Origin of the sequence: Asaia sp. HumB (assembly GCF_030263835.1) — a bacterium.
Lineage (GTDB): Bacteria > Pseudomonadota > Alphaproteobacteria > Acetobacterales > Acetobacteraceae > Asaia > Asaia bogorensis.
The window spans coordinates 163139-184919 of record NZ_JARPML010000002.1 but is presented as its reverse complement, the minus strand read 5'-3'; the positions used below and the strand labels follow the sequence as shown (position 1 = coordinate 184919).

Below are 21781 nucleotides of genomic sequence, written 5' to 3'. Positions count from 1 at the left end.
ACGGGAGAGAACGTACAGGCATGACACAGGCATATCCACGCGACCTGCTGGGCTATGGTGCCAATCCCCCCGAGGCTGCATGGCCTGGCGGCGCCCGCATCGCCGTCCAGTTCGTTCTGAATTACGAGGAAGGCGCCGAAAACAACGTTGTGCATGGCGATGCCGGTTCCGAGGCCTTTCTGTCGGAAATGGTCGGTACCCGTTCGATCACCGGTGCGCGCTGCATGCAGATGGAAAGCCTGTACGAATACGGCTCGCGCGCCGGCTTCTGGCGTCTCCACCGGCTTTTCACCGAGGCGGGCCTGCCCCTCACGGTTTTTGGCGTGGCAATGGCTCTTGCCCGCAATCCCGATGCTGTAGCGGCCATGAAGCAGGCAGGCTGGGAGATTGCATCCCACGGTTACCGATGGATCGATTATCAGGACATCCCTGAAGCAATCGAGCGTGAGCATATCCGTGAAGCCATCAGGCTGCATGAAGAGGTCACGGGGGAGGCCCCGCTGGGCTGGTATCAGGGGCGTACCAGCCCGAACACGGCGCGGATTGTCGCTGAGGAAGGCTGCTTCGTTTACGACGCCGATTCCTATGCCGATGATCTGCCCTATTACGACCGTCGCTATGGCCGGGCGCAGCTGATCGTGCCTTACACGCTCGACGTGAACGACATGAAGCTCGTTGCGCTCAATGGCTTTACCGAAGGCGAGCAGTTCTTCCGTTATCTGCGTGACACGTTCGACATGCTGTATCAGGAGGGCGGGCGCATGATGTCTGTTGGCCTGCATTGTCGCCTTGCCGGCCGGCCCGCCCGTGCGCTGGCGCTCAAACGTTTCATCGCCCATGTGCAGGCCCATCAGCACGTGTGGGTTACGACGCGGCTCGATATCGCCCGTCACTGGCAGGAGCATCACCCCGCATGATCACGGCGAATACACGGGAAGAATTCGTATCGGCCTATGGCGATATCTATGAGCACACGCCCTGGATCGTGGCTGCGGCGTGGCCGCAGGCGCCTTTTGCAGGCCCGGAGGCCATGATCGCCGCAACATCGCAGATCATACGCGATGCCGGGCACGACAGGCAGAAAGCGCTGGTCAAGGCCCATCCGGAGCTGGCACGCAAATTCGGTGTGGACCCCGATCTGGGCAGACTCTCGGCGGCCGAGCAGGAAGGGGCGGGTCTCGACAGGTTGAGCGAGGCTGAGTTCATCGCGTTCCGCGCACTGAACGAGGCCTATCAGGCGCGTTTCGACATGCCTTTCGTCATCTGTGTCCGACAGGCCACCAAGGAGCGTATGCGTCAGGAGATCGGACGTCGGCTGGCGCAGTCACCGCAGGAGGAATTGGCTGAGGCCCTCGGTCAGATCGACCAGATTGCGTTGCTCAGACTCAAGGACAGGACAGCATCATGACCAGCCTTTCCACCCATGTTCTCGACACGGCAGGGGGCGTGCCTGCACAGGGTATGACGATCACCCTGCTTTATGATGATCGCGTGCTCTATGAAGGTGCGACGAATGAGGATGGCCGCTGTCCCGGCCTGAAGGATATCGCGGTCGGGGCAGGCGCTTATGTGTTTCGCTTCGACGTGGCGGCCTATTTCAGGGGGCGTGGGCATGATCTGCCCGAGCCGCCTTTTCTGGATGTGGTGCAGATCGATTTCGGCATGACGGAAACCGGGCATTACCATGTGCCGCTACTGGTCTCGCCCTTTGGCTATTCCACCTATCGCGGAAGCTGATACGCGTCATCTTGGTCGGCGCGGTATGCGCGTGAAAAAGGGAGAAAGGCGTAGGCCCTTCTCCCTTTTTTAGTCGTCTTTCTTCCGTGACGCGGAGCAGAACTCCGCGTCCGGGGTGATCAGAAGTTCAGACCAGCCTGCAGGAAGATGTAACGGCCCAGATAGAAGCCGTTATAGGTGGTATCGGCCGAGTTCGAGGCCGCGTTGAGAACGAAAGGAGGGTTCTTGCCAGCAATGTTCTGCACGCCACCCTCGAAGTTCCAGCGCTTCCAAGCATAACCGATAGAGATATCCTGCTGGACCATCGCAGGTGTCTTGATACGGGCATTGGCAGCAGGGTTTTCTTCACTGAGGAAAGCTGATCCGTCATTCCAGTTCATGCCGCCGATATACTGGAACATGTAGGAAATCCGGAACGCATCATGCTGCCATGTAAGAGTGGCGTAGTCGCGCACACGGGGTTGACCGACACCACTCTGATAAAACAGGGCGCCTGTCTGGTTCAGATACGCGCCGCCAGGCTGCTGCTGCTGCTTGTACTTGACCAACTGCTGGAAGTTGTTGTCGACGATGAAAGAGTCGTGCCGGGTCACTCTCCAGCGATAATTCAGGTCGAAGTCGATACCGCTGGTAAGCAGGTCGCCAAGGTTCTGGTCGAGCGCCGAAACCGTGTTGATCTGCCCATTCGAAAGGCGATCGACCGAGTTGCAGTACGATTGTACGCCGCCCTCGTAGCACTGATTGAGGATGTACTGTGTTGGCAGCGAGTTGATCAGACCACCGATCGTGTAGTGCCAGTATGTAACCGAGGCTGCGAGACCAGGAATCCAGCGCGGCGTGAGCACGGTACCAAAGGTATAGGTACGACCCGTCTCAGGACGCAGGGCCACATTGCCGCCCTGCAAGGTTGGAACCTGGCCCGAATTGGCTGAATTGAAGTTCTGGGGGTTGGCCACGCCGCCCTTGATGCAGTTGGCAATAAGGCCAGGGCTGGTTGCACCGGCGCAGGGGTCGGAAGCCGAGACATAACTGAGGCCCACACCGCCATAGAGCTCATACACATTTGGCTGACGGAAGGAGGTGCCGATCGTGCCACGGAAACGGATATCGCGCGTGGGCGCCCAATCGATGCCTGCCTTCCAGTTCTTGGCTCCACCGAAGGTGTTGTACGACGAGTAACGGCCCTGACCGTCGATCGACAGGTCCTTGGCGAAGGCAACGTCCTTGAGGAGCTGCGCATGACCCTGGATATAGCCTTCCGTCACGTTAAAGCCACCTGAGGTAGGCTCTACCGTATTGGTCAGGGAGTAGCCGCTTACAACGAGCGGGTCAGGGTTATTGCTCAGCTGTTCGCCACGGTGCTCCATACCCAGCGCAACACCAAAGTCGCCACCGCCCTTCCAGGGCATATGAACGAGATGGTTATTGTGGATGCGCAGGTTCAGGTCACGGAGCTGATACATGGTGTGCTGATACGTCGTATAATTGGCGTATTGCACTGCGCCCGGCGAGAGGCGCGTGAAGGCGTTGGACTGTACGCAGCCCGGTGAACCTGCGCAGGAATTCGGATTATAGACCAGAGCGCCGTTCGGGTCGTTCGGGTCAGCATAGGGCTCCAGTCCCCATTCCTGGAGAAGCTTGGAGTAGTCTCCGACGCCCTGCAGTTCGTTCGTCACTTGGCTGGCACCGTAGGTGTAAGACAGATCGTACTTCCAGTCGTGGACGATATCGCCACGCATGCCGACCATGCCGGTGACAGTATCACTCGCATTATTATTGGTGCGCGGTCCGAACTCGTTCAGACGACGGTACAGCTGAAGATCCTCTCCCGCCGTATTGCCGGGATAACCCGACGGCAGAATGATGCCGTTTGGTAGAGGCGAGGGGGGAACGCTGCCAATTGCCGGTTCAGGGGCGAGCTGGGTTTTCGATGTACGGTGCGCGTAAAGGACGTTGGAATAAACGTCGAAGTGGCGATTGAACTCGTAATGCAGATCTCCTGAAAGGGTGGAGTCCTGCAGAGCATTCACAAGCCACTGGTTTTGAGCATAGTTATAACGCTTGCTTTTGCTATAGGGGCTCAGCGATCCATTATCGAGATTACCAACATAGGTGTTCTCACTGCCGAAATACGTACCGCCGGGTGTGATGATTGAACCGACCTGCAGGTTCGAGTTGGTCGGATAAGCCCCTACCGCCCCAAGAGGTACCCTGGACCAGGAGCGATCGCGCTGTATCACGCCGCCCTGCGTCATATAGCTTCCACCAAGCGTCAGGTTGCCCTTGTCATGATCGAAGTTCCAGCCCTTCATGGCGGAGATCATGCCGGTGCGGTTATCACCATGACCGGTGATACCGCCGCGAATCGTGACGGACCCTGTGTTCAGATCATGACGTAACTTGATGTTGAGGACGCCCGATACAGCATCTGCACCGTAGAGCTCTGAGCCACCATCTTTCAGGATTTCGATCGACTGCACCATCTGTACCGGGATGGTGTTGAGGTCGATACAGTTGCTATTGCCGTTCGGCGTCGTGCGCTTGCCGTCGACAAGAACGAGGACGCGGTTCTGGCCCAGGTTGCGCAAATCGACGCAGGACGCCCCGTTGCCGCCATTAGTATTGCTATTGCTCGTTCCGCTGGCGCCGATTGAAGGCAGACGCGACAGGAAGTCGTTAAGGTTCGTCGCACCGGTTTGCTGGATCTGCTTGGACGTGACGATCTGTACCGGATTGGCACTGGTATTATTGGCCGTGGTGAGTGCCGAACCGACGACAATCAACTCCTCTGACTTGCCACCCTGCGAGAACGATACAGCGCTTGCCGGTGCGACATTGCGCAGCGCGTTCTGCGAGCGTGTGGGGACCATCGTAGCTGCGGGCGCTGTCTGAGCGCCGAGCTGCGGTCCGTTGACCGGACGAGTGGTGGTCTTGCGAGCCGTGCTGTGCCTGGCCGCCTTGCGATGATGGGTGGTCGCTGCAGCCGTCTGCGCATGGGCTGCGACACTCGTTACGACAGGGGAAAGGATGATGGCCGCGCCCAGCAGCAATCGCCCTCGTCTCTGAAAACTAACGATTTTCATAAAAGTTTGCCCTCGGAATCACTTGGTTTCACGAGGCTGCGGTTTCTATCTTTTTATTGCAAGGTTGTTATCGTTCTGTGACGTTACGTTTCTGCAAAGTGCTCGGGCGATGTTGCAAAATTGCATCGTTTTGTTGCCACAACGGCGACCTACCTCCAGTTCATCGCGCGAAGGGTGAGGTAGCCGATAAGGTTTGGTCGGGTGCTCTACGCAAGCGGGCTGGCGTACAAGCTCAAGAGACAGACGATTGGCAGCACCATCACGCGATTCGGCGACAGCGTTCCTTAACCTTCAGATTTCATTAAGGACCTGCCGGGATAGGGCTAGTCAGCGCATCCCTTTGCGGCGCCGTGTGAGGCGTGCATTCGGGAGACGCTGGTCGTGCGGCTCAATAGGATTTCAGCAGCTTGTCCAGATAGTCGAGCTCGCTCTGGGGGCGTGTCCGATCTGCATCACGTCGGCGAAGCTCGCGCTCGATTTCCCTGGCTTTTTCGCGGCTGTCTGCTTCCGGTACTGTGCCGTCCGTGTCAGCACCGGAATGGCCCTTGCCGGTTTTACGGCCGAGGGGATCGCGGTCGCTCTTGTCACCAGACTGGCCGTCTCCGTTGTCGTCATCGTCGCTATCAGCCTGGCTCTGACCTCTCTTGTCCTTGCCACCCTGGGCGTGGCCCGAACTTCCCATGGTGGGCAGCAAGGCAAGCGGTCCACCACCATGGTTCTTGCCTTTCTGTGCCTCGCTCATCTGCTGGCCAGTTTCGGCAAGATCCTTGAGCACCTTGCGTATGGCAATTTCAGCAGGCCCGTCCTGTGCTGAGGCCAGGGCTGCACGCGCTGCCTTCATGTCCTGATCGGCCTTGGTCAGGCCCGGCATCGTCTTGCCGGTCAAGCCCTTGATGTCGTCATTGAGCAGACGGGCCACCATTTGCAGGGCACGCTGGACAGCATGATCGTTGCGCCTCTCCTCGTGCTGCAGTGCGATTTCTTCTGGTGAAAGAGAGGGAGGCTGGATCGGGGGCGTTGTCTCATCCATATTCGGCGGGGGGGCCATCCCGAGGCGCTTGAGTAACTCAGCGGTGGACATGGCACTGACATCCTGCCCCGGGGCATTCTGGTTCAGCATGGCCTCGTGCGCGGCGCGCTGGCCAGGGTTCAGGCGGGACTGGGCATGGTCGAGCAGGGTGGTTTCACGTTTGACGAGATCATGCAGGGTCGCTTTCTGGGCTCGCGCCCGTGCCTGCGCCTGAAGCTGCTGGGCGATCTGCGCCAGGTCCTCTGGGGTGGCCGTGCGCATACGCTCGGCCATTCGCGAAAGGTCGTCCAGCCTTTTGATCGCCTGATCGGCATTGCCATTGGCCGCATCCGATTGCAGGCGGCGCATGAGCCTCGATACCGGATCCGACCCATCATCGGGTGACTCACCGATATCGGGAATGACCGTTCCAAGCTGCATGCTGCGTTGCATCAGCGCCTGCATGCGTCGGCTCAGGGCCTCGCGCAGGGTTTTTATGCGCGAGGCGAGTTCCTGCTGTTCGGCCTCGCTATGCCCGGCAGGGCCCAGCGCACGCATATGGGCAATCTGGTCCTGTACGGCCTTCTGCGCCGCGCGGATCTCAAGATTGGCCTGTGCGGTGTCACGGTCCGTGTTGCGCAGATCTTCCAGATACAGCGCGACAGCCCAGGTAAGCCCGATCGTGTTCTCTCTGGCTCCGTCTGAATCCTGATCCTCAAGCTGGGCGGCGGCATAGAGGAGCGCGAGGATGCTGCCTTTCTCCTGCAGCGGCAATGCGCTCGCAATCGCCCTCAGCTCATCGGCGGTCTGTGCGACAGTTTCGCGGTCGAGCCCGAAACGATGCCTCAGGCTCACCAGGGCGCGGGCTGCAGGATCGTGAAACACCCTGACAGGAAGCGTCACCGTCTCGGATTTGCTGTAGGCTGTCCTGCCACTGCGGCTCGTGGCCTTGAGCCGCAGCGCGACTGCCTCTCCCGCCCATAGCGAATCGGTGAGATCATTCTGGAACGTGCCGTCTGCCTTGTTGGGCACCCCTTTGAGAGGAATGGGTACGTTCAGTGCAGGCTTGTCCGGATCGGCCTTGAGTGTGATTTCTGCCTGTAACGCCGCCACGCCATGTGCCTGAGCAACTTTCCAAGGCATGACGAGATCGGTGCCGTCTTTTGCGGGCGCTGGTGGTGATGTCCACGCAACCTCGGGGGCGAGATCCGGGTCGATCTCGAATTGCCATTCGCCAACTGTACGGCCACGCGAGCGGACAGAAATCCTGCCGCTGTGAGCGAGTTTGGCGGTGAAGCTCCAGCTTCCCGAATCGAGTTGCTTCGTGACGACATCGCTCGTTTCGATACCCAGAAGATGGGGGCCTGAGCGTGCGCCAGTGACATGAATGGTGAGTTTCGCATCCTGCGGAAGGCGTGGCGGCGTGGTGGTATTCGTCAGGAAAACAGGCGCGCCGGGGGCATAATCCGGCATGTCGACCCAGGCCTCGATCTGCGGCAACGGGACATCGATATCATCTACGCCCGGTAGGAAGGCGGCCTCGAGCCGCGAGGGTGCCGCCGGGCCCGACAGGGCGAGTGTCGCGATCAGGCAGATCCCGAATCCCGCCCAGCCGAATTTTAGGCCGGTGGTCCAGATCAGTCGTGGCCAGCCCGTGCGCAACCGTCCAACGCTGTCGCGCAGACGAGCCATATGCACGCGCCACAGGGCGGTTTCCTCGCCATCAGCCGGATAGTCATCGAGTGCGGCGAGAGGCTGATGCGATAACCCGGAAGCCCGCTCGATGCGCCTGTCTATGAGGGCGGGTGAGGGCGGGGGCAAACGCGTCAGATTGCGGGCAGCAAGGGCGATGGCCCCTCCTGCAACGCTCGCCAGCAGAAAGGCGTGCAGCGTGTCCGGCAAGGACTGCGGAAGGCGCAGCAACCCCGATATGGCGTAGGCACCTACGAGCGCCAGAGGGCGCTGGACGGCAGACCAGGCAGATTCGAGCCAGAGCACACGTCTTGCTCGATGACGCGCTTTATGGACGCGTATTTCGAGCGTAAGGCTGGAGCCGGAGGACGGTGCGGGCGGCGCCATGCTCATTCGCTATCCAGCCACTCCGGTATGCTGTCATCACCCCAGAGCGCTTCGACCCTTTGCCGCTTGCGCACCACCTGCCATTGACCGTGTTCAATCATGACCTGTGCGGCGAGGGGGCGACTATTATAGGTCGAGCTCATGACGGCGCCATAGGCACCCGTATCGAGAATGGCGATCTGATCGCCCGTGCGTACAGCAGGCAGAAGCCGGTCCTTGGCAAGAACGTCGCTTGACTCGCATACGGGCCCCACGACGGTCTGGGGTGCCGTTTCAGCATAGGCAAGATCGGGTGCAAGCGGGATGATACCGTGCCAGGCCCCGTAGAGGCTTGGGCGCGCCAGATCGTTCATCGCCGCATCCACGATCACGAAGTCCGAAACACCCTCGCGCTGGGCTTTGAGATCGATCACCGAGGCCAGTAGGACGCCGGCCGGTGCTGCGATCCAGCGACCGGGTTCAATGGCGAGTTTCAGATCCAGATGGCCCAGTGTCTCGGCAATTGCCCCGGCGAGCGCGGCCGGGGGCGGAGCGAGCTCGTCACGATAGCGCACACCCAGACCGCCGCCACAATCCACCACCGAAACGCTCAGACCTTCGTCGCGCAGGCCGACCACCATCTCGGCGATACGGGCATAGGCGGCCTTGAACGGGGCAGGCGACAGTATCTGGCTACCAATATGGGTCGCCAGTCCGCGGATATCGATACCCGGCAGGGTGCTGGCTTCGCGGTAGAGGGCGGGAACATCGGCCCAGTCGATTCCGAACTTGTCGCCCAGTCGCCCCGTGCTGATCTTGTCGTGGGTTTCCGCATCGATATGCGGATTGACGCGCAGGGCCACCCGGGCGGTGAGGCTGGAAGCACGCGCAAGATGCGAAAGGCGCCTTAGCTCCTCCCCGCTCTCCACATTGATCTGGCCGATATCTTCCTGCAGGGCGAGCATGAGCTCGGCATCTGTCTTGCCGACACCGGAGAACACGATCTGCGACGGGCTGATTCCGGCGGCAAGAGCGCGGCGCAACTCGCCACCGCTCACGACATCGGCACCACAACCCTCCTGATGCAGAACGGTCAGGGTCGCGAGATGGTCATTGGCCTTGAGCGCATAATGCAGCGATATGTCGATGCCACGCTCGGTGAAGGCTTTCCTGAGATTGCGGGTACGCCGTCTGAGCGTCCCTGCGCCCGTGACCCAGCATGGTGTGCCAACCGCGCTCGCGATGGTCTGGAGGGGAACCCCCTCAAACAGCAGACCATCCTGCCCATCCATATGCAACGAGGGGCGAGAGGCGAGAAGGTTCATGATATCAGGGTCGTGGCGTGTCATGAATGACAGACTACAAGGGCAATCTGCGGCTTCCAAGCTGCGATTATGCAAGGGAGAAGGATATTTGATGAGCAGGGACCTGATCGAGGCGGCCCTGGCCGCGCGCAAGCGAGCCTACGCACCCTATTCGCGCTTCCATGTCGGCGCGGCGCTACGCTGTGAGGGGGTGATCCATGCCGGGTGTAATGTGGAAAACGCAGCCTATCCCCAGGGAGGTTGTGCGGAGGCGGGGGCGATTGCCGCAATGGTCATGGCCGGTGGGCGCCGGATCGACGAGATCGTGATTGTCGGGTCGGGTGAAGCGCCCTGCACCCCGTGCGGGGGCTGTCGCCAGAGATTGCGCGAATTTGGCGCGCCGGATCTGGCCGTCAAGATCGTCAACACAGAAGGTAAGCTTCTTCTTGAGACAACGCTTGAAGCCCTGCTTCCGTGGTCTTTCGGGCCCGATCATCTTGCGCAGAGCACGGATGAGGTGTCATGAGGGCCGCAACAGGGTGGGTGGCGCGTTACAGGGTTTGCAGCAAGCTGTTTCCGTGCGTCGCCCTTGCGGCGCTGGCTTGCATCTTGCCGGGGGTGGCCCTGGCGGCAGGACCGCAGAAATCCGCCTTGGTGGGTGTCGGCTCCGGCACGCGACATGTTGTTGATGTCAACCGGACGCCCTGGCGTATTCTGGGGCGTGTGCAGACCGAACTCGGTGTGAAATGCACCGGATTTCTCGTTGCACCCTCTGTCATCATGACAGCGGCTCATTGCCTGTGGCGTGATGAGGCTGCCAATTTCATACAGCCTTCGAGTGTGCATTTCATGCTCGGTTATGACACAGGGGCGTGGCGGGCCACGGCGCGAGGGGTAAAGTTCATCATTCCGCCAAGCTATAATCCGTTTCACCCTCTGCGTACCAGCCAGGCCGATCATGCGACCGTCATATTGGATCAGCCTCTCATGAAATCGCAGGATCTGCTGCCGATCATGGCGGCAACCGCTGGTCAGACTGCGATGCTGGCCGGGTATCAGCAGGACCGCATGGAACTTGCCATGGGTGACATGGACTGCCATGTGATTCGTGTGCGAGGCCAGTTGATTGACCACGATTGTGCCGCGACCCATGGGGCAAGTGGCGCGCCGCTGTTGGTTCGTGAGGGTCCCGGCTGGGCCATTGCCGGTATCGATGTCACGGCACATGAAGGACAGGGGGGCACGGCAGCCGGTTTCGCTAACGAATTGATTGTTAACAAAACTGTTAGGTAGAACGCGACTGTCATCCTGAAAACCAAAGCCGTCAATTCTCGTTGATATGGCTCAAGGCTCTCAGGAGACGTAGCAATCATGTTCGCGAGTTCATCCCTGAAACCCGTCAATGCTTTGCAGGGCGGCGCTGCCCCGACCGTTCTGGTTGTTGAGGATCAGGTCTTGCTGCGTCTCTATGTTTCGGAAATGATCGAGCAGGCAGGTTACAACGTGATCTCCGCCGAAGACGCCGACGAAGCGCTTGCAGTGCTGTGCAAGAACCCCCAGATCCGCGCTGTATTCTCCGATTTCGAAATGCCGAGCACGATGACTGGACTCGATCTTGGTCATCATTTGTCGAGGACACGCCCGGATGTGGCGTTCGTTCTGACCTCGGGCCGCAGGGCGCCGGACAGCTTTTCATTGCCGCCGCGCAGCCTCTTCGTTTCCAAGCCTTTCCTTGAGAGCGACGTCTGTGCGGCGCTGGCGCAGTTGGTGCACTGAGGCCAGCTCCGCCGTCACCAACACATAAGTTACGAGCGGGTGGGAAAACCACTCGTCTTCATGCCACCAAGGCAATCCCGAACGATAAAAACAATAACGGGATCTCGTAATGGACTACCCCGAACAGGCAGATCCGGGTCTTCCGGATGCTGCTGAACAGTGCTCCCATCAATCTGACGCCGTATCGGGCGCCGTATTCGTGACAGGCGGCGCACGTGGAATTGGTCTGGCGATTGTCCGGCGCTTCGCGCTGGCCGGACGTAGCGTGGCCTTCACGTACGCCCATGACCATCTGGCTGCGCAAGGGCTGATGCAATCTCTTGCCCAGGCGGGGTGCTCGGTCTTGGCGCTGCAACTCGACATACGCTGCGCGGATGCGATTGCTCGTGCTTTTGCCGAGACAATCAAAACGCTGGGGCGTGTAGGTGTCGTGGTCAATAATGCAGGTATCCCCGGACGAGCAGCCGCACTGACCGATGCGACACCGCCAGAGATTGAAAAGGTAATCGACACCAATATACTCGGCACGATGCTCGTGAGTGCCGAGGCCGTGCGCCATATGTCCATCAAGGCTGGGGGCATGGGCGGCGTTATCAACAATATCTCATCCATCGCCGCACGCCTTGGAGGCTTGCCGGGGCATGTGCCGCTGGCGACGACAAAAGGCGCAATCGAGAGCCTGACGATCGGGTTATCGAATGAGGTGGCAGCCGATAGGCTTCGGGTGGTTGCTGTCGCGCTCGGCATGACCCGTACCGCTCATGTCACAGATGAGATGCGCCGGCGGGCAAGAGCCATTGTACCGATGGAAATGATTGCCGATCCGAGCGATATTGCCGATGCGGTAATTTTTCTGGCATCGGATCAGGCACGTTATATCACTGGCACCGTGTTAACGGTTTCAGGCGGGCGTTGATTTTGATTGGAGTATGGCGCACCCGAAAGGACTCGAACCTCTAACCCCCAGATTCGTAGTCTGGTGCTCTATCCAATTGAGCTACGGGTGCGTAGTGATCATTTGACTGATCACGATATATACTGGCGCACCCGAAAGGACTCGAACCTCTAACCCCCAGATTCGTAGTCTGGTGCTCTATCCAATTGAGCTACGGGTGCGTCGTGGGGCGGGTTCTACTGCGAGTTTCCCGACCCCGCAAGAGGGAAAAAGAATTTTTTTCAATCAATGATTTGGACGGGTCATGACGATATGGGCGCGGCATGTGGGCGCACCATAGATGCCCCCTATGGCATTGCCGACAGGATACCCATTGAACACGATGCTGTAGGGTTTGCCCTGCGCATCCTTGAGATCGAGCTGCGCATGATAGTGGTGCGGGTCGGCCCCACGTACACCCTTCAGAACGAGTGCGTTATCGCCGGGCGTGAAGCTGATGGCCTTGCTGCCAATCTGCAAGGTCGAGTCCGTGTTCGTCGGGCAGCTTCCTTCATCGGTGACAAGTGCTCCCGTCCAGAGACCGACCGGGTCCTTGCTCGGGGATTGGGGGGAGGAGCAGGCCGAAAGCGCCCCGATCACACCAAGGAGCGCCGCGCAGGGCAGGGGGCGAAAGCGGGAATGCGACATATCGGTCTCGTCTGAATGAAGGAATGGTGACATTTAGGCGGGCATAATGCGTCGTTTGGGATGACGATGCACGACGAACATCCTATACGATGCCCACAGAACTTGCCCATGCACGACGTGTTGAAAGAGCGCCATGACCGACACCGCCCCGCAAAACGCCGATAACCTCGACCTGCAGCTTCATGAAGATCGTATCCTTATCCTCGATTTCGGCAGTCAGGTCACGCAGCTCATTGCCCGCCGCGTGCGCGAGAGTGGCGTCTATTGCGAAATCTGGCCCTTCACCGCGACAGAAGAGAAGATCCGCGGTTTCCACCCGCGTGGCATCATCCTCTCTGGCAGCCCGGCCAGCGTTCATGACGACAACGCACCGCAGATCCCCGATGTCGTGTTCGACCTTAATGTTCCCGTGCTGGGCATCTGCTATGGCCAGCAGGCGATGTGCGCGCGTCTCGGCGGCAAGGTAGAAACCCATGAGCACCGTGAATTCGGTCGGGCTCACATCGAGATTGCCGAAGATTGCGCCCTGTTCCGTGGTGCCTGGTCCCGCGGCCATCGTGAGCAGGTCTGGATGAGCCACGGTGATCGCGTTACGGCGCTTCCGCCCGGTTTCCGCGCTGTCGCGTGGTCGGAAGGGGCACCGTTTGCCATCATCGCCGATGAGGGGCGTCGCCTTTATGGTGTGCAGTTCCATCCGGAAGTGGTGCACACCCCGCATGGTGCCGCGCTGATCAAGAACTTCACGCATGAGGTTGCCGGTTGTAAGGGCACCTGGACCATGGCCGGCTTCCGCGACCTCGAAATTGCCCGTATCCGCGAGCAGGTAGGCTCTGGTCGTGTGATCTGTGGTCTGTCAGGGGGCGTTGACTCCTCCGTGGCGGCGAAGCTGATCCATGATGCCATTGGCGATCAGCTCACCTGCATTTTCGTCGATCCAGGCATTTTGCGCGCGGGCGAAGCAGATGAAGTGGTCAAGACTTTCCGTGGCCGCTTCAATATCAGCCTTGTTCATCGCGATGCGTCTGATCTCTTCCTGAACGCCCTGGCTGGCGTGACGGACCCGGAGGTGAAGCGCAAGACCATCGGGCGTCTGTTTATCGAGGTGTTCGAGGAAGAGGCCACCAAGCTGGGCGGTGCACAGTTCCTTGCGCAAGGCACGCTTTATCCGGATGTGATTGAGTCCGTCAGCTTCACCGGCGGTCCTTCGGTCACGATCAAGTCGCATCATAATGTCGGCGGTTTGCCCGACCGCATGAACATGAAGCTGGTCGAGCCGCTGCGCGAGTTGTTTAAGGACGAAGTGCGCGCCCTGGGTCGCGAGCTTGGTATCCCAGAAGCCATTGTCGGGCGTCATCCCTTCCCTGGGCCGGGCCTTGCGATCCGTATTCCGGGCGCAATCGATCGCGAAAAGCTCGATCTGCTGCGCAAGGTGGACTCGATCTATCTGGAAGAAATCCGCAATGCCGGGCTTTATGATGCCATCTGGCAGGCATTTGCTGTGCTGCTTCCGGTCCGCACCGTGGGTGTGATGGGTGATGGCCGCACCTACGACCAGGCCTGTGCTCTGCGCGCCGTAACCAGCACGGACGGCATGACGGCTGAGGTCTACCCCTTCGATTTCGGCTTCCTGAACCGTGTTGCAGGACGCATCGTCAACGAAGTGCGCGGCATCAACCGCGTCACCTACGACATTACCTCGAAGCCGCCGGGCACGATCGAGTGGGAATGATCCCGTACGATCTTGGTACCACGCTGATCCGACGAAATTGAAAGGAGCGCCCTGTTCAGATGGGGCGCTCTTTCTACATCAGACTAGGCCTTGGCACATGCAGTTCTGTTTGCACGATGCTTGGCTCGAGAACAGGCTTTTCAACTCGACTACTCGATAGCTGATCGCCTTGGGGCATTTATGGCACGCGCTTACCTATCTCTCGACAAAACCGAGCTTGATGCGGCGTCCGACGAGGCATTGCTTGGTCGGCTGGCATCGGAATTGCCGTTCAGCGTTGAGCAGACACAACGCGGAGCTTGGATCTATCAAATTAGACATCTCCGGAGATTGCTTCAGGCGTTTCCGACGGCCCACGCCTTTATGGAATTTCTCATCCCTCGGATGGGGCGGCGGGCCGATTTGGTTTTGTTGCTCCACGGCATCGTATTCGTAATCGAATATAAGATCGGCGCGAAATATCTAAGCCGCGGGGATCTTGATCAAGTTTACGGCTACGCACTGGATCTCAAAAACTTCCATGAAACGAGCCATACTCTCCCCGTCGTTCCCATTGCTGTAGCAACATCGTGGCAGGCACCTTCGACACCTGAGTATCGGTCCGACGATGACGGCCTGTTGAAGCCAATCGCGTTAGGCGAAAATGATCTCGAACGGGCTATCCGAGAAATTTCCAACCTAAACACAACCCCTGCTATTGACCCATTGAGATGGGAAGCCGGTCGCTATCAGCCGACACCGACGATTATTGAAGCCGCGCAGGCGCTATATCATGGTCATTCGGTCCACAGTATATCGCGTTCGGAAGCCGGCGCGGAGAACCTGACGCAGACTGCTCAATACGTTGCGCGCGTGATCGAAAACGCGAAGCGCGAGCATCGCAAAATGATCTGTTTCATTACGGGGGTACCAGGATCAGGTAAGACATTGGCCGGTCTTAACCTAGCCACCGATCGTCAACGCGCTCATGCTGAGGAACATGCCGTGTTCTTGTCGGGCAACGGCCCATTAGTCGAGGTGTTACGGGAAGCCCTGACGGTTGACGCAGTGAAAGCGGCGAAAGAAAAAAACAAGGACAGCAGCAAAGTCCGGGAGCGCCGCCGCGCTGAGGCCTTCATTCAGAACATCCATCATTTCCGCGACGAGGCCTTGAATTGTGTTTCACCGCCTGCCGAAAAGGTTGTCGTGTTCGATGAGGCGCAGCGCGCTTGGGACGTCGAGCAAACATCAAAGTTTATGCAACAGAAGCGAGGACAGTCGGGGTTCTCAATGTCAGAGCCTGCGTTCCTCCTTTCGGTCATGGATCGGCATCCAGATTGGTGCGTAGTGGTTTGCCTGGTTGGTGGTGGGCAAGAGATCAACACGGGCGAAGCAGGCATCGATGAGTGGCTGCGCGCGCTTGAGGGGATTTTCCCCCATTGGCGGGTCCATCTCTCCCCAGAACTCACCTATGAAAGCGTATTGCCTAATCGGGAGCTGGCTGCTCCTTTGCATTTATCGACGTCTATCCGATCGTTCCGCGCTGAACGGCTATCAGAATTCATATCGTATGCCGTCGCCGGGGACGCGGCGCGTGCACGGCAGGTGAGACAAGGGCTTACTCGTTTTCCGCTTTTGGTGACCCGTGATTTAGAGGCTGCGCGGCGTTGGCTCCGCGCTAAGCGTCGAGGGCAGGAGCGAAGCGGTTTGCTGGCGTCGTCAAACGCTGTGAGACTTCGGCCCTGTGGGCTATTTGTAAAAGCGAAGATCGAGCCGCAACATTGGTTTCTTGGGCCGCATGATGATGTCCGATCCTCAGATGCGCTCGAGGACGTGGGCACAGAATTCGAGACTCAAGGGCTAGAGCTGGATTGGACCTGCGTTTGCTGGGACCTCAATTATCGCCGGGAAGGCCACGCATGGACGAGCTTCCAGTTCAAAGGGACTCGTTGGCAGCGAGTTAATGATTCTGCGAGACAGCGCTACGTGGCGAACGCCTATCGGGTTCTCCTTACCAGAGCACGTCAAGGCATGATCATCTTTGTTCCTGAAGGCTCCCCTGAGGATGTCACCAGGCCGGAGCGCGCCTATGACGAGGTCTACGAATTTTTGCTTGGCTGTGGATGTGATCCGTACTCCTGAGGGGCGAAAAGAAGGCGATGATCGTCTTTGCGATAATGTCGAACGCTACCGGTAAGCGCCGCCATCCATGGTATGATACTGCCCAGAGTTGGGTATAGACATTTACGAGGAGGGGTAATTGGAGCACGGGGTGACTATTTACGGAATCACGACCTGTGACACTGTGCGCAAGGCGCGGCGCTGGCTGGATGCCGAGGGTGTTGCCTATCGCTACCATGATCTGCGCAAGGATGGGCTGAGCGCTGAGGAACTGGCGGCTTGGGTGAAGGCTGTTGGGTGGGAGAAACTGCTCAACAAATCGGGGATGACGTTCCGTAAACTGCCTGAGACGGACAAGCAGGTCAGCACGGAAGCTCAGGCTGTAGCGCTGATGCTCGCGCATCCGGCCGTCATCAAGCGCCCTGTTCTGATGCGTGACGGAGCGGTGACGCTTGGGTTCAAGCCCGAGCTCTATGCGGCAGTTTTTGCGCCCACTTCCTGAGGGGAAGCGGGCGAGAGGGTAAAACTCAGCCCTCCAACTCGCTGTCCCAGTACAGATAATCGCGCCAGCTTTCATGCAGGTAGTTTGGCGGAAAGCTACGGCCATTCTCCTGCAGGCGCCGTGTCGAGGGCTGCACGGGCCTGATACGCGGGTGCATGCCAATCTCGGCGGGGAGCTTCGACCCCTTGATCAGATTACACGGGCTGCACGCCGTCACGACGTTTTCCCAGGTGGTGCGGCCGCCTTTGGCACGAGGGATAACGTGATCAAAGGTCAGCTCATGCGTGGGTAATCGGTCGTGGCAGTACTGGCAGGAGAAGTTGTCACGCAGAAAAACGTTAAACCGCGTGAAAGCCGGTCGTCGCGCTGTGGGAATATACTCCTTCAGCGCAATAACGCTGGGCACGCGCATGACGCAGCTTGGCGAATGGACCTCGATATCGTCGTATTCACTCAGGACCGAAACCCGGTCGAGAAACACCGCCTTGACGCTTTCCTGCCAGGACCATAGCGATAGCGGGAAGTATGAAAGCGGACGAAAATCCGCATTCAGAACAAGGGCGGGGAAATGCTGGGCGCTGGCAAGCATCGATCGCATCCTCTTTTACAGGGCGGCACGATCGGATTATCTCAAGCGCGACGGGAAACCAGCGCCTATAGATACGCGCCGTCTGTCTTATCGGTCTGACTATTTCAGCTTTCCGTGAGCAGGGCAAGCGAAGGTTTGATGACAGGATTTCGCACACGTTTCGCACCGAGCCCGACGGGTTTTCTGCATCTGGGTCATGTTGCTTCGGCTTGTCATGCGCGGGATATGGCGGGGCATGACGGAACATTCCTGATCCGCATCGAGGATATCGACCCGCAGCGCTGCCTGCCTGCCTTCACGCAGGCCCTTCTGGACGATCTTCTGTGGCTGGGGTTCGAAAGCGCGGAGCCTGTCATATGCCAGTCAGCCCATCTGCCTTACTACCGGTCCATGCTGGATAGATTGCGCGAACAGGGGCTGGTTTATGCTTGCACCTGCTCAAGGGCCGAAATGCAGGTGGGTGCGGCGGGCATCGCGCCGGATGGGAGTGCCGTTTATGGCGGGCATTGCCGTGGTCGGCATGGCCAGATTGTGCCGGATCAGCCGCATGTCTGGCGTCTCGATATGAACGCAGCACTAAAGCGGCTCGGGTGTATCCCCTCCTGGCAGGAAGGGGCACAATGCATTGAGGGGCGGGCGCAGGATTTCGGGGATGTCGTGCTGGGACGGCGCGATAATGGCGTTTCATACCATCTGTGCGTCACCTGCGACGATGCCCGTCAGGGCATTACCTGCGTCACACGAGGCGCGGATCTTTACGAGGCAACCTCGGTGCACCGTGTATTGCAGGAATTGCTTGGTTTTGTGGCTCCGCTTTATGCTCATCACCGGCTGATCTGCGATGAAACCGGGCGCAAGCTTTCAAAGCGGGATGGTGCCGAGAGCCTGCGTGCCCTGCGGGAAAAAGGGATGAACGCGGCTGCCATTATCGCTCTGGCGCGCTCATCCATTGCCCGGACGCCCCTCAACGGTAGGGCGGATTACTCCGGCGGGTAGTTATGAGGGTAGGTGATCTTGCTGGCCGGGCCGGGGGCGTGGGGTGCGCCCTTCTTGCCGCAGCCGGTGAGCATGAGCGCGCCTGCCAGGGCCAGGCCGAGAATTCGGGTCGTGCGGGTCATGCTGCGTTCTCCTCAAGGCGTGACAGCCAGAGCCCTGCTGCGCGGGCAACGTTCTCCGGCGCTGTGCCGCCCTCACTGGTGCGCGAGGCGAGGGAGGATTCCACGGTCAGCACATCGAAAACGCTGGCATCGATCTGCGGCTCGACGCTCTGCATTTCCTCCAGCGTGAGATCAGCCAGATCGCAGCCTTTGGCTTCGGCCATGCCAACAAGCCGGCCCGTGACATGATGCGCCGTGCGGAAGGGCAGACGCAGCACGCGCACCAGCCAGTCCGCAAGGTCGGTTGCGGTCGCGAAACCGGCACCGGCGAGGGCGCGCATCTTGTCTGTGTTGGCAGTCATGTCGCGTATCATGCCATCCATGGCAGCAAGAGACAGGGTTGCGGCCTCGGTAGCATCGAATACCGGCTCCTTGTCTTCCTGCGTGTCCTTGGCATAGGCCAGAGGCAGGCCCTTCATCACCATCAGCAGGCCCATGAAATCACCCGTGATGCGCCCGACCTTGGCGCGCACCAGCTCGGCGGCATCAGGGTTTTTCTTTTGCGGCATGATGGAGGAGCCGGTGGTGAAGCCGTCTGAAAGCCGTACGAAGCTGAACGGTGCCGAGCACCACAGCACCAACTCTTCCGACAAGCGCGACAGATGCATACCGAGCAGCGACAGAGCCGAAAGATATTCGAGGGCGAAATCGCGATCGGACACCGAATCGAGCGAGTTGGCCGTGGGGCGGTCAAAGCCGAGCTGAGCAGCCGTGAAGCGCCGGTCGATCGGGAAAGAGGTGCCTGCAAGCGCTGCAGAGCCGAGCGGACATTCGTTCAGACGTGCGCGGGCGTCGCGCAGGCGGTCGCGATCACGGGAGAGCATCTCGACATAGGCCAGCAGATGGTGCCCGAACGTGACAGGCTGGGCGACCTGCAGGTGGGTAAAGCCCGGCATGGCGTCAGCAGCGTGTTCCAGTGCCCGTGTCGCCAGAGAGCGCATGAGCGCGGTAACTTGCCCGCTGATTCCGTCAATGGCGTCGCGCACCCACAGGCGGAAATCGGTGGCAACCTGGTCATTGCGCGAGCGCGCTGTATGCAGGCGCTTGCCAGCCTCGCCGATACGATCGGACAGGCGTGCCTCGATATTCATGTGAATATCTTCAAGATCCTGCGAGAAAGGAAAATTCCCGGCTTCGATATCACGGGCAATGCCGTGAAGCCCGTCACGGATCTCCTTTTCCTCGGCCGCCGTCAGCAGACCCACGCGGGCGAGCATGGCAGCGTGAGCCAGCGAGCCGCGAATATCCTGACGCCACAGCTTGCGATCGAAATCGATGGACGCATTGATGTCGGCCATGATGGCAGCCGGACCGGCCGCAAAGCGCCCGCCCCATTGCGGGTTGGCCAGACGCGCTTCGGTCTGGGTGGGAGTGTCGCTTGATGGCTGGGGCTTGGTCTCGGTCACGGGGTTGTCCATGGCATGGGGATTGTGGTCAAGGTGGGCTAACCTAGTCAGTCAGCAAGGTGCGCGCAATTCATGAGCGAGCTTCCCCCTCTTCTCGGCCCTGAAGATCCGCTGCCCTACCGGGTAACGAAAGCCGCAGGTGCATCGCCGTTCATTCTCGTGAGCGACCACGCAGGGCGCGAGGTACCCAAAGCGCTGGGGCGTCTTGGAGTGGAGGAGACCGATTGGGGGCGACATATCGCCTGGGATATCGGTATCCACGGAGTTGGTGTGCAGTTGCAGGCGCTGCTCGGTGCTGATCTGGTCGAGCAAGTCTATTCCCGTCTCGTGATCGACAGCAATCGTGCACCCGGTCATCCGACATCCATCCCGGCAGTGTCGGACCACACAACCATAGGCGCGAACGTGGCACTCAGCGCCGCCTGTCGGACGCGTCGTGAGCGCGAAATACTTCATCCCTATCATGACCAGATCGCAGCACTGCTACGCCGGCGGCAAACGCCCGTGGCCCTGATCGCCCTGCATAGCTTCACGCCGCGCATGAACGGGAAGGATCGTCCTTGGCATGTGGGGATCCTGCATCATCGGGATACGCGCTCGGCACGAATCATGCTCGATCTGCTGCGGCAGGAGGGGGATCTGTGCGTGGGGGATAATGAACCCTATGTCCTGACCGCGACATCGGATTATACCGTGCCGTATCATGCAGAGCAGGGCGGTCTGCCCTATCTGGAGATAGAGATCCGGCAGGATCTGATTGAAAACGAGGCAGGACAGATATCTTGGGCACAGAGACTGGCGCGGCTGTTGCCGCTCTACTGGAACGCCATCTCGACGGCGCACTGAACCTGGCAGACGCCAAGGCTGAACTTGCGGCGCTTTTTCCGCAGGGCCAGCCTATTCTCGCGGCTGTAACGGGATGGCCGCTCGCCTATACGCGCTCGCCCATCCTGCATAATTACTGGTGCGCGGCTTACGGAATCGACGGTCTTTACCTGCGTCTGCCGCTGGCGCCGGAACGCTTCGAGGCTGGCGTACACGCCTTGCAGGCCCTTGGCTTTGCAGGCCTGAATGTCACGATCCCGCATAAGGAAGCCGCTTACAGTCTGGCTGGCAGGGACACCCACCAGGCCAGACGGGCAGGGGCCGTGAATACGCTGGTCTTTCCACCCGATGGCACCATCCTCGGCGATTGCACCGACGGCACGGGCTATCTGGACTCGCTCGATCAGGCAGGGATCACCCTGCCGCGCAAGACACTGGTGCTTGGCGCCGGAGGGGCCTCGCGGGCCGTTTGTGCGGCACTGCTCGATGCGGGATGCGACCTGGCCATTGCCAATCGTACCCGCAGCCGTGCGCAGTCGCTTGTCGAGGCATTGGGGGGCGGTACCGTTCTGGACTGGCAGGAATGGCCCGAAGCTCTCGCCTCTTTCGGGCTTCTCACCAACACCACGTCGCTGGGTATGGCCGGGCAGGAAACTCACGACTGGGCCGCAACACTCGCGTTGGCGTCGTCCGATCTGGTGGTGTCCGATATCGTCTATATGCCGCTCGAAACGCCTCTTCTGGCTGCGGCGCGTGCTCGCGGACTCAAGGGGGTCGATGGGCTTGGTATGCTGATCAATCAGGCAAGGCCGGGTTTTGCTGCGTGGTTCGGTCACGAGCCGCAGGTGGATGACGCGCTGCGAGCACGTCTGATCGAGACGATCGATTGAGCAGGACTGCGTCAGAGGTGCCGGATTGAGTTCG

General features: G+C 59.7%; 20 protein-coding genes and 2 tRNA genes. 13 read left to right on the top strand and 9 right to left on the bottom strand.

Annotation, left to right across the window (positions count from 1 at the left end):
- Nucleotides 1-20: 20 nt before the first annotated feature.
- From puuE to uraH, 3 genes are read left to right on the top strand one after another with little or no spacing between them, the layout of a single operon-like run.
- Entirely contained in the window at nucleotides 21-917 is an 897-nt protein-coding gene (gene puuE / locus P5689_RS02200) for an allantoinase PuuE (RefSeq protein WP_285531929.1), read from the top strand.
- Entirely contained in the window at nucleotides 914-1408 is a 495-nt protein-coding gene (gene uraD, locus P5689_RS02195) for a 2-oxo-4-hydroxy-4-carboxy-5-ureidoimidazoline decarboxylase (RefSeq protein WP_285531928.1), read from the top strand. The genes puuE and uraD overlap by 4 nt, the downstream gene beginning before the upstream one ends.
- Nucleotides 1405-1737, top strand: a complete 333-nt coding sequence (gene uraH / locus P5689_RS02190) for a hydroxyisourate hydrolase (protein ID WP_285531927.1) — start codon at nucleotides 1405-1407, stop codon at nucleotides 1735-1737. The genes uraD and uraH overlap by 4 nt, the downstream gene beginning before the upstream one ends.
- Before the next feature lie 119 nt (nucleotides 1738-1856).
- On the opposite strand, the gene P5689_RS02185 is transcribed toward uraH, so the two are convergent.
- The 3 genes from P5689_RS02185 to lysA form a co-directional block, all read right to left on the bottom strand.
- Nucleotides 1857-4820, bottom strand: a complete 2964-nt coding sequence (locus P5689_RS02185) for a TonB-dependent receptor domain-containing protein (RefSeq protein WP_285531926.1) — start codon at nucleotides 4818-4820, stop codon at nucleotides 1857-1859.
- A 388-nt stretch (nucleotides 4821-5208) separates the two neighbouring features.
- Nucleotides 5209-7914 carry a DUF4175 domain-containing protein gene (locus tag P5689_RS02180; RefSeq protein ID WP_285531925.1) on the bottom strand — a complete coding sequence of 902 codons (2706 nt, stop codon included), beginning with the start codon at nucleotides 7912-7914 and terminating at the stop codon, nucleotides 5209-5211.
- Complete coding sequence (lysA, locus tag P5689_RS02175) at nucleotides 7911-9212, bottom strand: diaminopimelate decarboxylase (protein ID WP_285531924.1); 1302 nt, start codon at nucleotides 9210-9212, stop codon at nucleotides 7911-7913. Before lysA ends, P5689_RS02180 begins: the two co-directional genes overlap by 4 nt.
- Here lysA and P5689_RS02170 point away from each other — a divergent pair.
- The 4 genes from P5689_RS02170 (at nucleotide 9130) to P5689_RS02155 (ending at nucleotide 11883) form a co-directional block, all read left to right on the top strand.
- A complete protein-coding gene (locus P5689_RS02170; protein ID WP_408868526.1) occupies nucleotides 9130-9717 on the top strand; it encodes a cytidine deaminase in 588 nt (195 codons plus the stop codon). The two genes, lysA and P5689_RS02170, sit on opposite strands and share 83 nt — an antisense overlap.
- Nucleotides 9714-10484, top strand: a complete 771-nt coding sequence (locus P5689_RS02165) for a trypsin-like serine protease (protein ID WP_285531922.1) — start codon at nucleotides 9714-9716, stop codon at nucleotides 10482-10484. The genes P5689_RS02170 and P5689_RS02165 overlap by 4 nt, the downstream gene beginning before the upstream one ends.
- 78 nt (nucleotides 10485-10562) lie before the next feature.
- Nucleotides 10563-10967 carry a response regulator gene (locus tag P5689_RS02160; RefSeq protein WP_285531921.1) on the top strand — a complete coding sequence of 135 codons (405 nt, stop codon included), beginning with the start codon at nucleotides 10563-10565 and terminating at the stop codon, nucleotides 10965-10967.
- Nucleotides 10968-11076: 109 nt separating this feature from the next.
- Complete coding sequence (locus tag P5689_RS02155) at nucleotides 11077-11883, top strand: SDR family oxidoreductase (protein WP_285531920.1); 807 nt, start codon at nucleotides 11077-11079, stop codon at nucleotides 11881-11883.
- Nucleotides 11884-11897: 14 nt separating this feature from the next.
- Here the strand turns inward: P5689_RS02155 and P5689_RS02150 are convergent.
- From P5689_RS02150 to P5689_RS02140, 3 genes are all read right to left on the bottom strand, one after another.
- Nucleotides 11898-11974, bottom strand: a tRNA-Arg gene (locus P5689_RS02150).
- A gap of 32 nt (nucleotides 11975-12006) precedes the next feature.
- A tRNA-Arg gene (locus P5689_RS02145) sits at nucleotides 12007-12083 on the bottom strand.
- Nucleotides 12084-12147: 64 nt separating this feature from the next.
- Nucleotides 12148-12549 carry a hypothetical protein gene (locus P5689_RS02140; protein WP_031240525.1) on the bottom strand — a complete coding sequence of 134 codons (402 nt, stop codon included), beginning with the start codon at nucleotides 12547-12549 and terminating at the stop codon, nucleotides 12148-12150.
- Nucleotides 12550-12682: 133 nt separating this feature from the next.
- Here P5689_RS02140 and guaA point away from each other — a divergent pair, with 133 nt between their 5' ends.
- The 3 genes from guaA (at nucleotide 12683) to P5689_RS02125 (ending at nucleotide 16880) form a co-directional block, all read left to right on the top strand.
- Nucleotides 12683-14278 carry a glutamine-hydrolyzing GMP synthase gene (gene guaA, locus P5689_RS02135; protein WP_023978369.1) on the top strand — a complete coding sequence of 532 codons (1596 nt, stop codon included), beginning with the start codon at nucleotides 12683-12685 and terminating at the stop codon, nucleotides 14276-14278.
- 180 nt (nucleotides 14279-14458) lie between these two features.
- Nucleotides 14459-16399 carry a DUF2075 domain-containing protein gene (locus tag P5689_RS02130; RefSeq protein ID WP_035443920.1) on the top strand — a complete coding sequence of 647 codons (1941 nt, stop codon included), beginning with the start codon at nucleotides 14459-14461 and terminating at the stop codon, nucleotides 16397-16399.
- Nucleotides 16400-16529: 130 nt separating this feature from the next.
- Nucleotides 16530-16880, top strand: a complete 351-nt coding sequence (locus P5689_RS02125; RefSeq protein WP_408868525.1) for an ArsC family reductase — start codon at nucleotides 16530-16532, stop codon at nucleotides 16878-16880.
- 25 nt (nucleotides 16881-16905) lie between these two features.
- On the opposite strand, the gene P5689_RS02120 is transcribed toward P5689_RS02125, so the two are convergent.
- Nucleotides 16906-17469, bottom strand: coding sequence for an HNH endonuclease (locus P5689_RS02120; RefSeq protein WP_023978366.1), 564 nt, complete (start codon nucleotides 17467-17469; stop codon nucleotides 16906-16908).
- Nucleotides 17470-17607: 138 nt separating this feature from the next.
- Between P5689_RS02120 and gluQRS the strand changes: the two genes are divergently transcribed.
- On the top strand, nucleotides 17608-18465 hold the full coding sequence (gluQRS, locus tag P5689_RS02115; RefSeq protein ID WP_285531918.1) for a tRNA glutamyl-Q(34) synthetase GluQRS: 858 nt from the start codon (nucleotides 17608-17610) through the stop codon (nucleotides 18463-18465).
- Here the strand turns inward: gluQRS and P5689_RS02110 are convergent.
- Complete coding sequence (locus P5689_RS02110; protein WP_023978364.1) at nucleotides 18450-18587, bottom strand: hypothetical protein; 138 nt, start codon at nucleotides 18585-18587, stop codon at nucleotides 18450-18452. The two genes, gluQRS and P5689_RS02110, sit on opposite strands and share 16 nt — an antisense overlap.
- Nucleotides 18584-20044 (bottom strand): argininosuccinate lyase, encoded by a 1461-nt coding sequence (gene argH, locus P5689_RS02105; protein WP_023978363.1) that lies wholly within the window; start codon nucleotides 20042-20044, stop codon nucleotides 18584-18586. The genes P5689_RS02110 and argH overlap by 4 nt, the downstream gene beginning before the upstream one ends.
- Nucleotides 20045-20104: 60 nt before the next feature.
- Here argH and P5689_RS02100 point away from each other — a divergent pair, with 60 nt between their 5' ends.
- On the top strand, nucleotides 20105-20878 hold the full coding sequence (locus tag P5689_RS02100; protein ID WP_122050042.1) for an N-formylglutamate amidohydrolase: 774 nt from the start codon (nucleotides 20105-20107) through the stop codon (nucleotides 20876-20878).
- A gap of 2 nt (nucleotides 20879-20880) precedes the next feature.
- On the top strand, nucleotides 20881-21747 hold the full coding sequence (locus tag P5689_RS02095) for a shikimate dehydrogenase (RefSeq protein WP_285533796.1): 867 nt from the start codon (nucleotides 20881-20883) through the stop codon (nucleotides 21745-21747).
- Nucleotides 21748-21781: the final 34 nt, after the last annotated feature.

Coding starts and splice junctions, on each gene's coding strand:
- gluQRS (WP_285531918.1), top strand. CDS start 17,608: ATGACAGGATTTCGCACACGTTTCGCACCGAGCCCGACGGGTTTTCTG.
- P5689_RS02110 (WP_023978364.1), bottom strand. CDS start 18,587: ATGACCCGCACGACCCGAATTCTCGGCCTGGCCCTGGCAGGCGCGCTC.
- P5689_RS02170 (WP_408868526.1), top strand. CDS start 9,130: ATGGTCTGGAGGGGAACCCCCTCAAACAGCAGACCATCCTGCCCATCC.
- P5689_RS02100 (WP_122050042.1), top strand. CDS start 20,105: ATGAGCGAGCTTCCCCCTCTTCTCGGCCCTGAAGATCCGCTGCCCTAC.
- P5689_RS02180 (WP_285531925.1), bottom strand. CDS start 7,914: ATGAGCATGGCGCCGCCCGCACCGTCCTCCGGCTCCAGCCTTACGCTC.
- P5689_RS02130 (WP_035443920.1), top strand. CDS start 14,459: ATGGCACGCGCTTACCTATCTCTCGACAAAACCGAGCTTGATGCGGCG.
- uraD (WP_285531928.1), top strand. CDS start 914: ATGATCACGGCGAATACACGGGAAGAATTCGTATCGGCCTATGGCGAT.
- puuE (WP_285531929.1), top strand. CDS start 21: ATGACACAGGCATATCCACGCGACCTGCTGGGCTATGGTGCCAATCCC.
- guaA (WP_023978369.1), top strand. CDS start 12,683: ATGACCGACACCGCCCCGCAAAACGCCGATAACCTCGACCTGCAGCTT.
- P5689_RS02165 (WP_285531922.1), top strand. CDS start 9,714: ATGAGGGCCGCAACAGGGTGGGTGGCGCGTTACAGGGTTTGCAGCAAG.
- P5689_RS02155 (WP_285531920.1), top strand. CDS start 11,077: ATGGACTACCCCGAACAGGCAGATCCGGGTCTTCCGGATGCTGCTGAA.
- uraH (WP_285531927.1), top strand. CDS start 1,405: ATGACCAGCCTTTCCACCCATGTTCTCGACACGGCAGGGGGCGTGCCT.
- argH (WP_023978363.1), bottom strand. CDS start 20,044: ATGGACAACCCCGTGACCGAGACCAAGCCCCAGCCATCAAGCGACACT.
- P5689_RS02120 (WP_023978366.1), bottom strand. CDS start 17,469: ATGCTTGCCAGCGCCCAGCATTTCCCCGCCCTTGTTCTGAATGCGGAT.
- P5689_RS02160 (WP_285531921.1), top strand. CDS start 10,563: ATGTTCGCGAGTTCATCCCTGAAACCCGTCAATGCTTTGCAGGGCGGC.
- P5689_RS02185 (WP_285531926.1), bottom strand. CDS start 4,820: ATGAAAATCGTTAGTTTTCAGAGACGAGGGCGATTGCTGCTGGGCGCG.
- lysA (WP_285531924.1), bottom strand. CDS start 9,212: ATGAACCTTCTCGCCTCTCGCCCCTCGTTGCATATGGATGGGCAGGAT.
- P5689_RS02140 (WP_031240525.1), bottom strand. CDS start 12,549: ATGTCGCATTCCCGCTTTCGCCCCCTGCCCTGCGCGGCGCTCCTTGGT.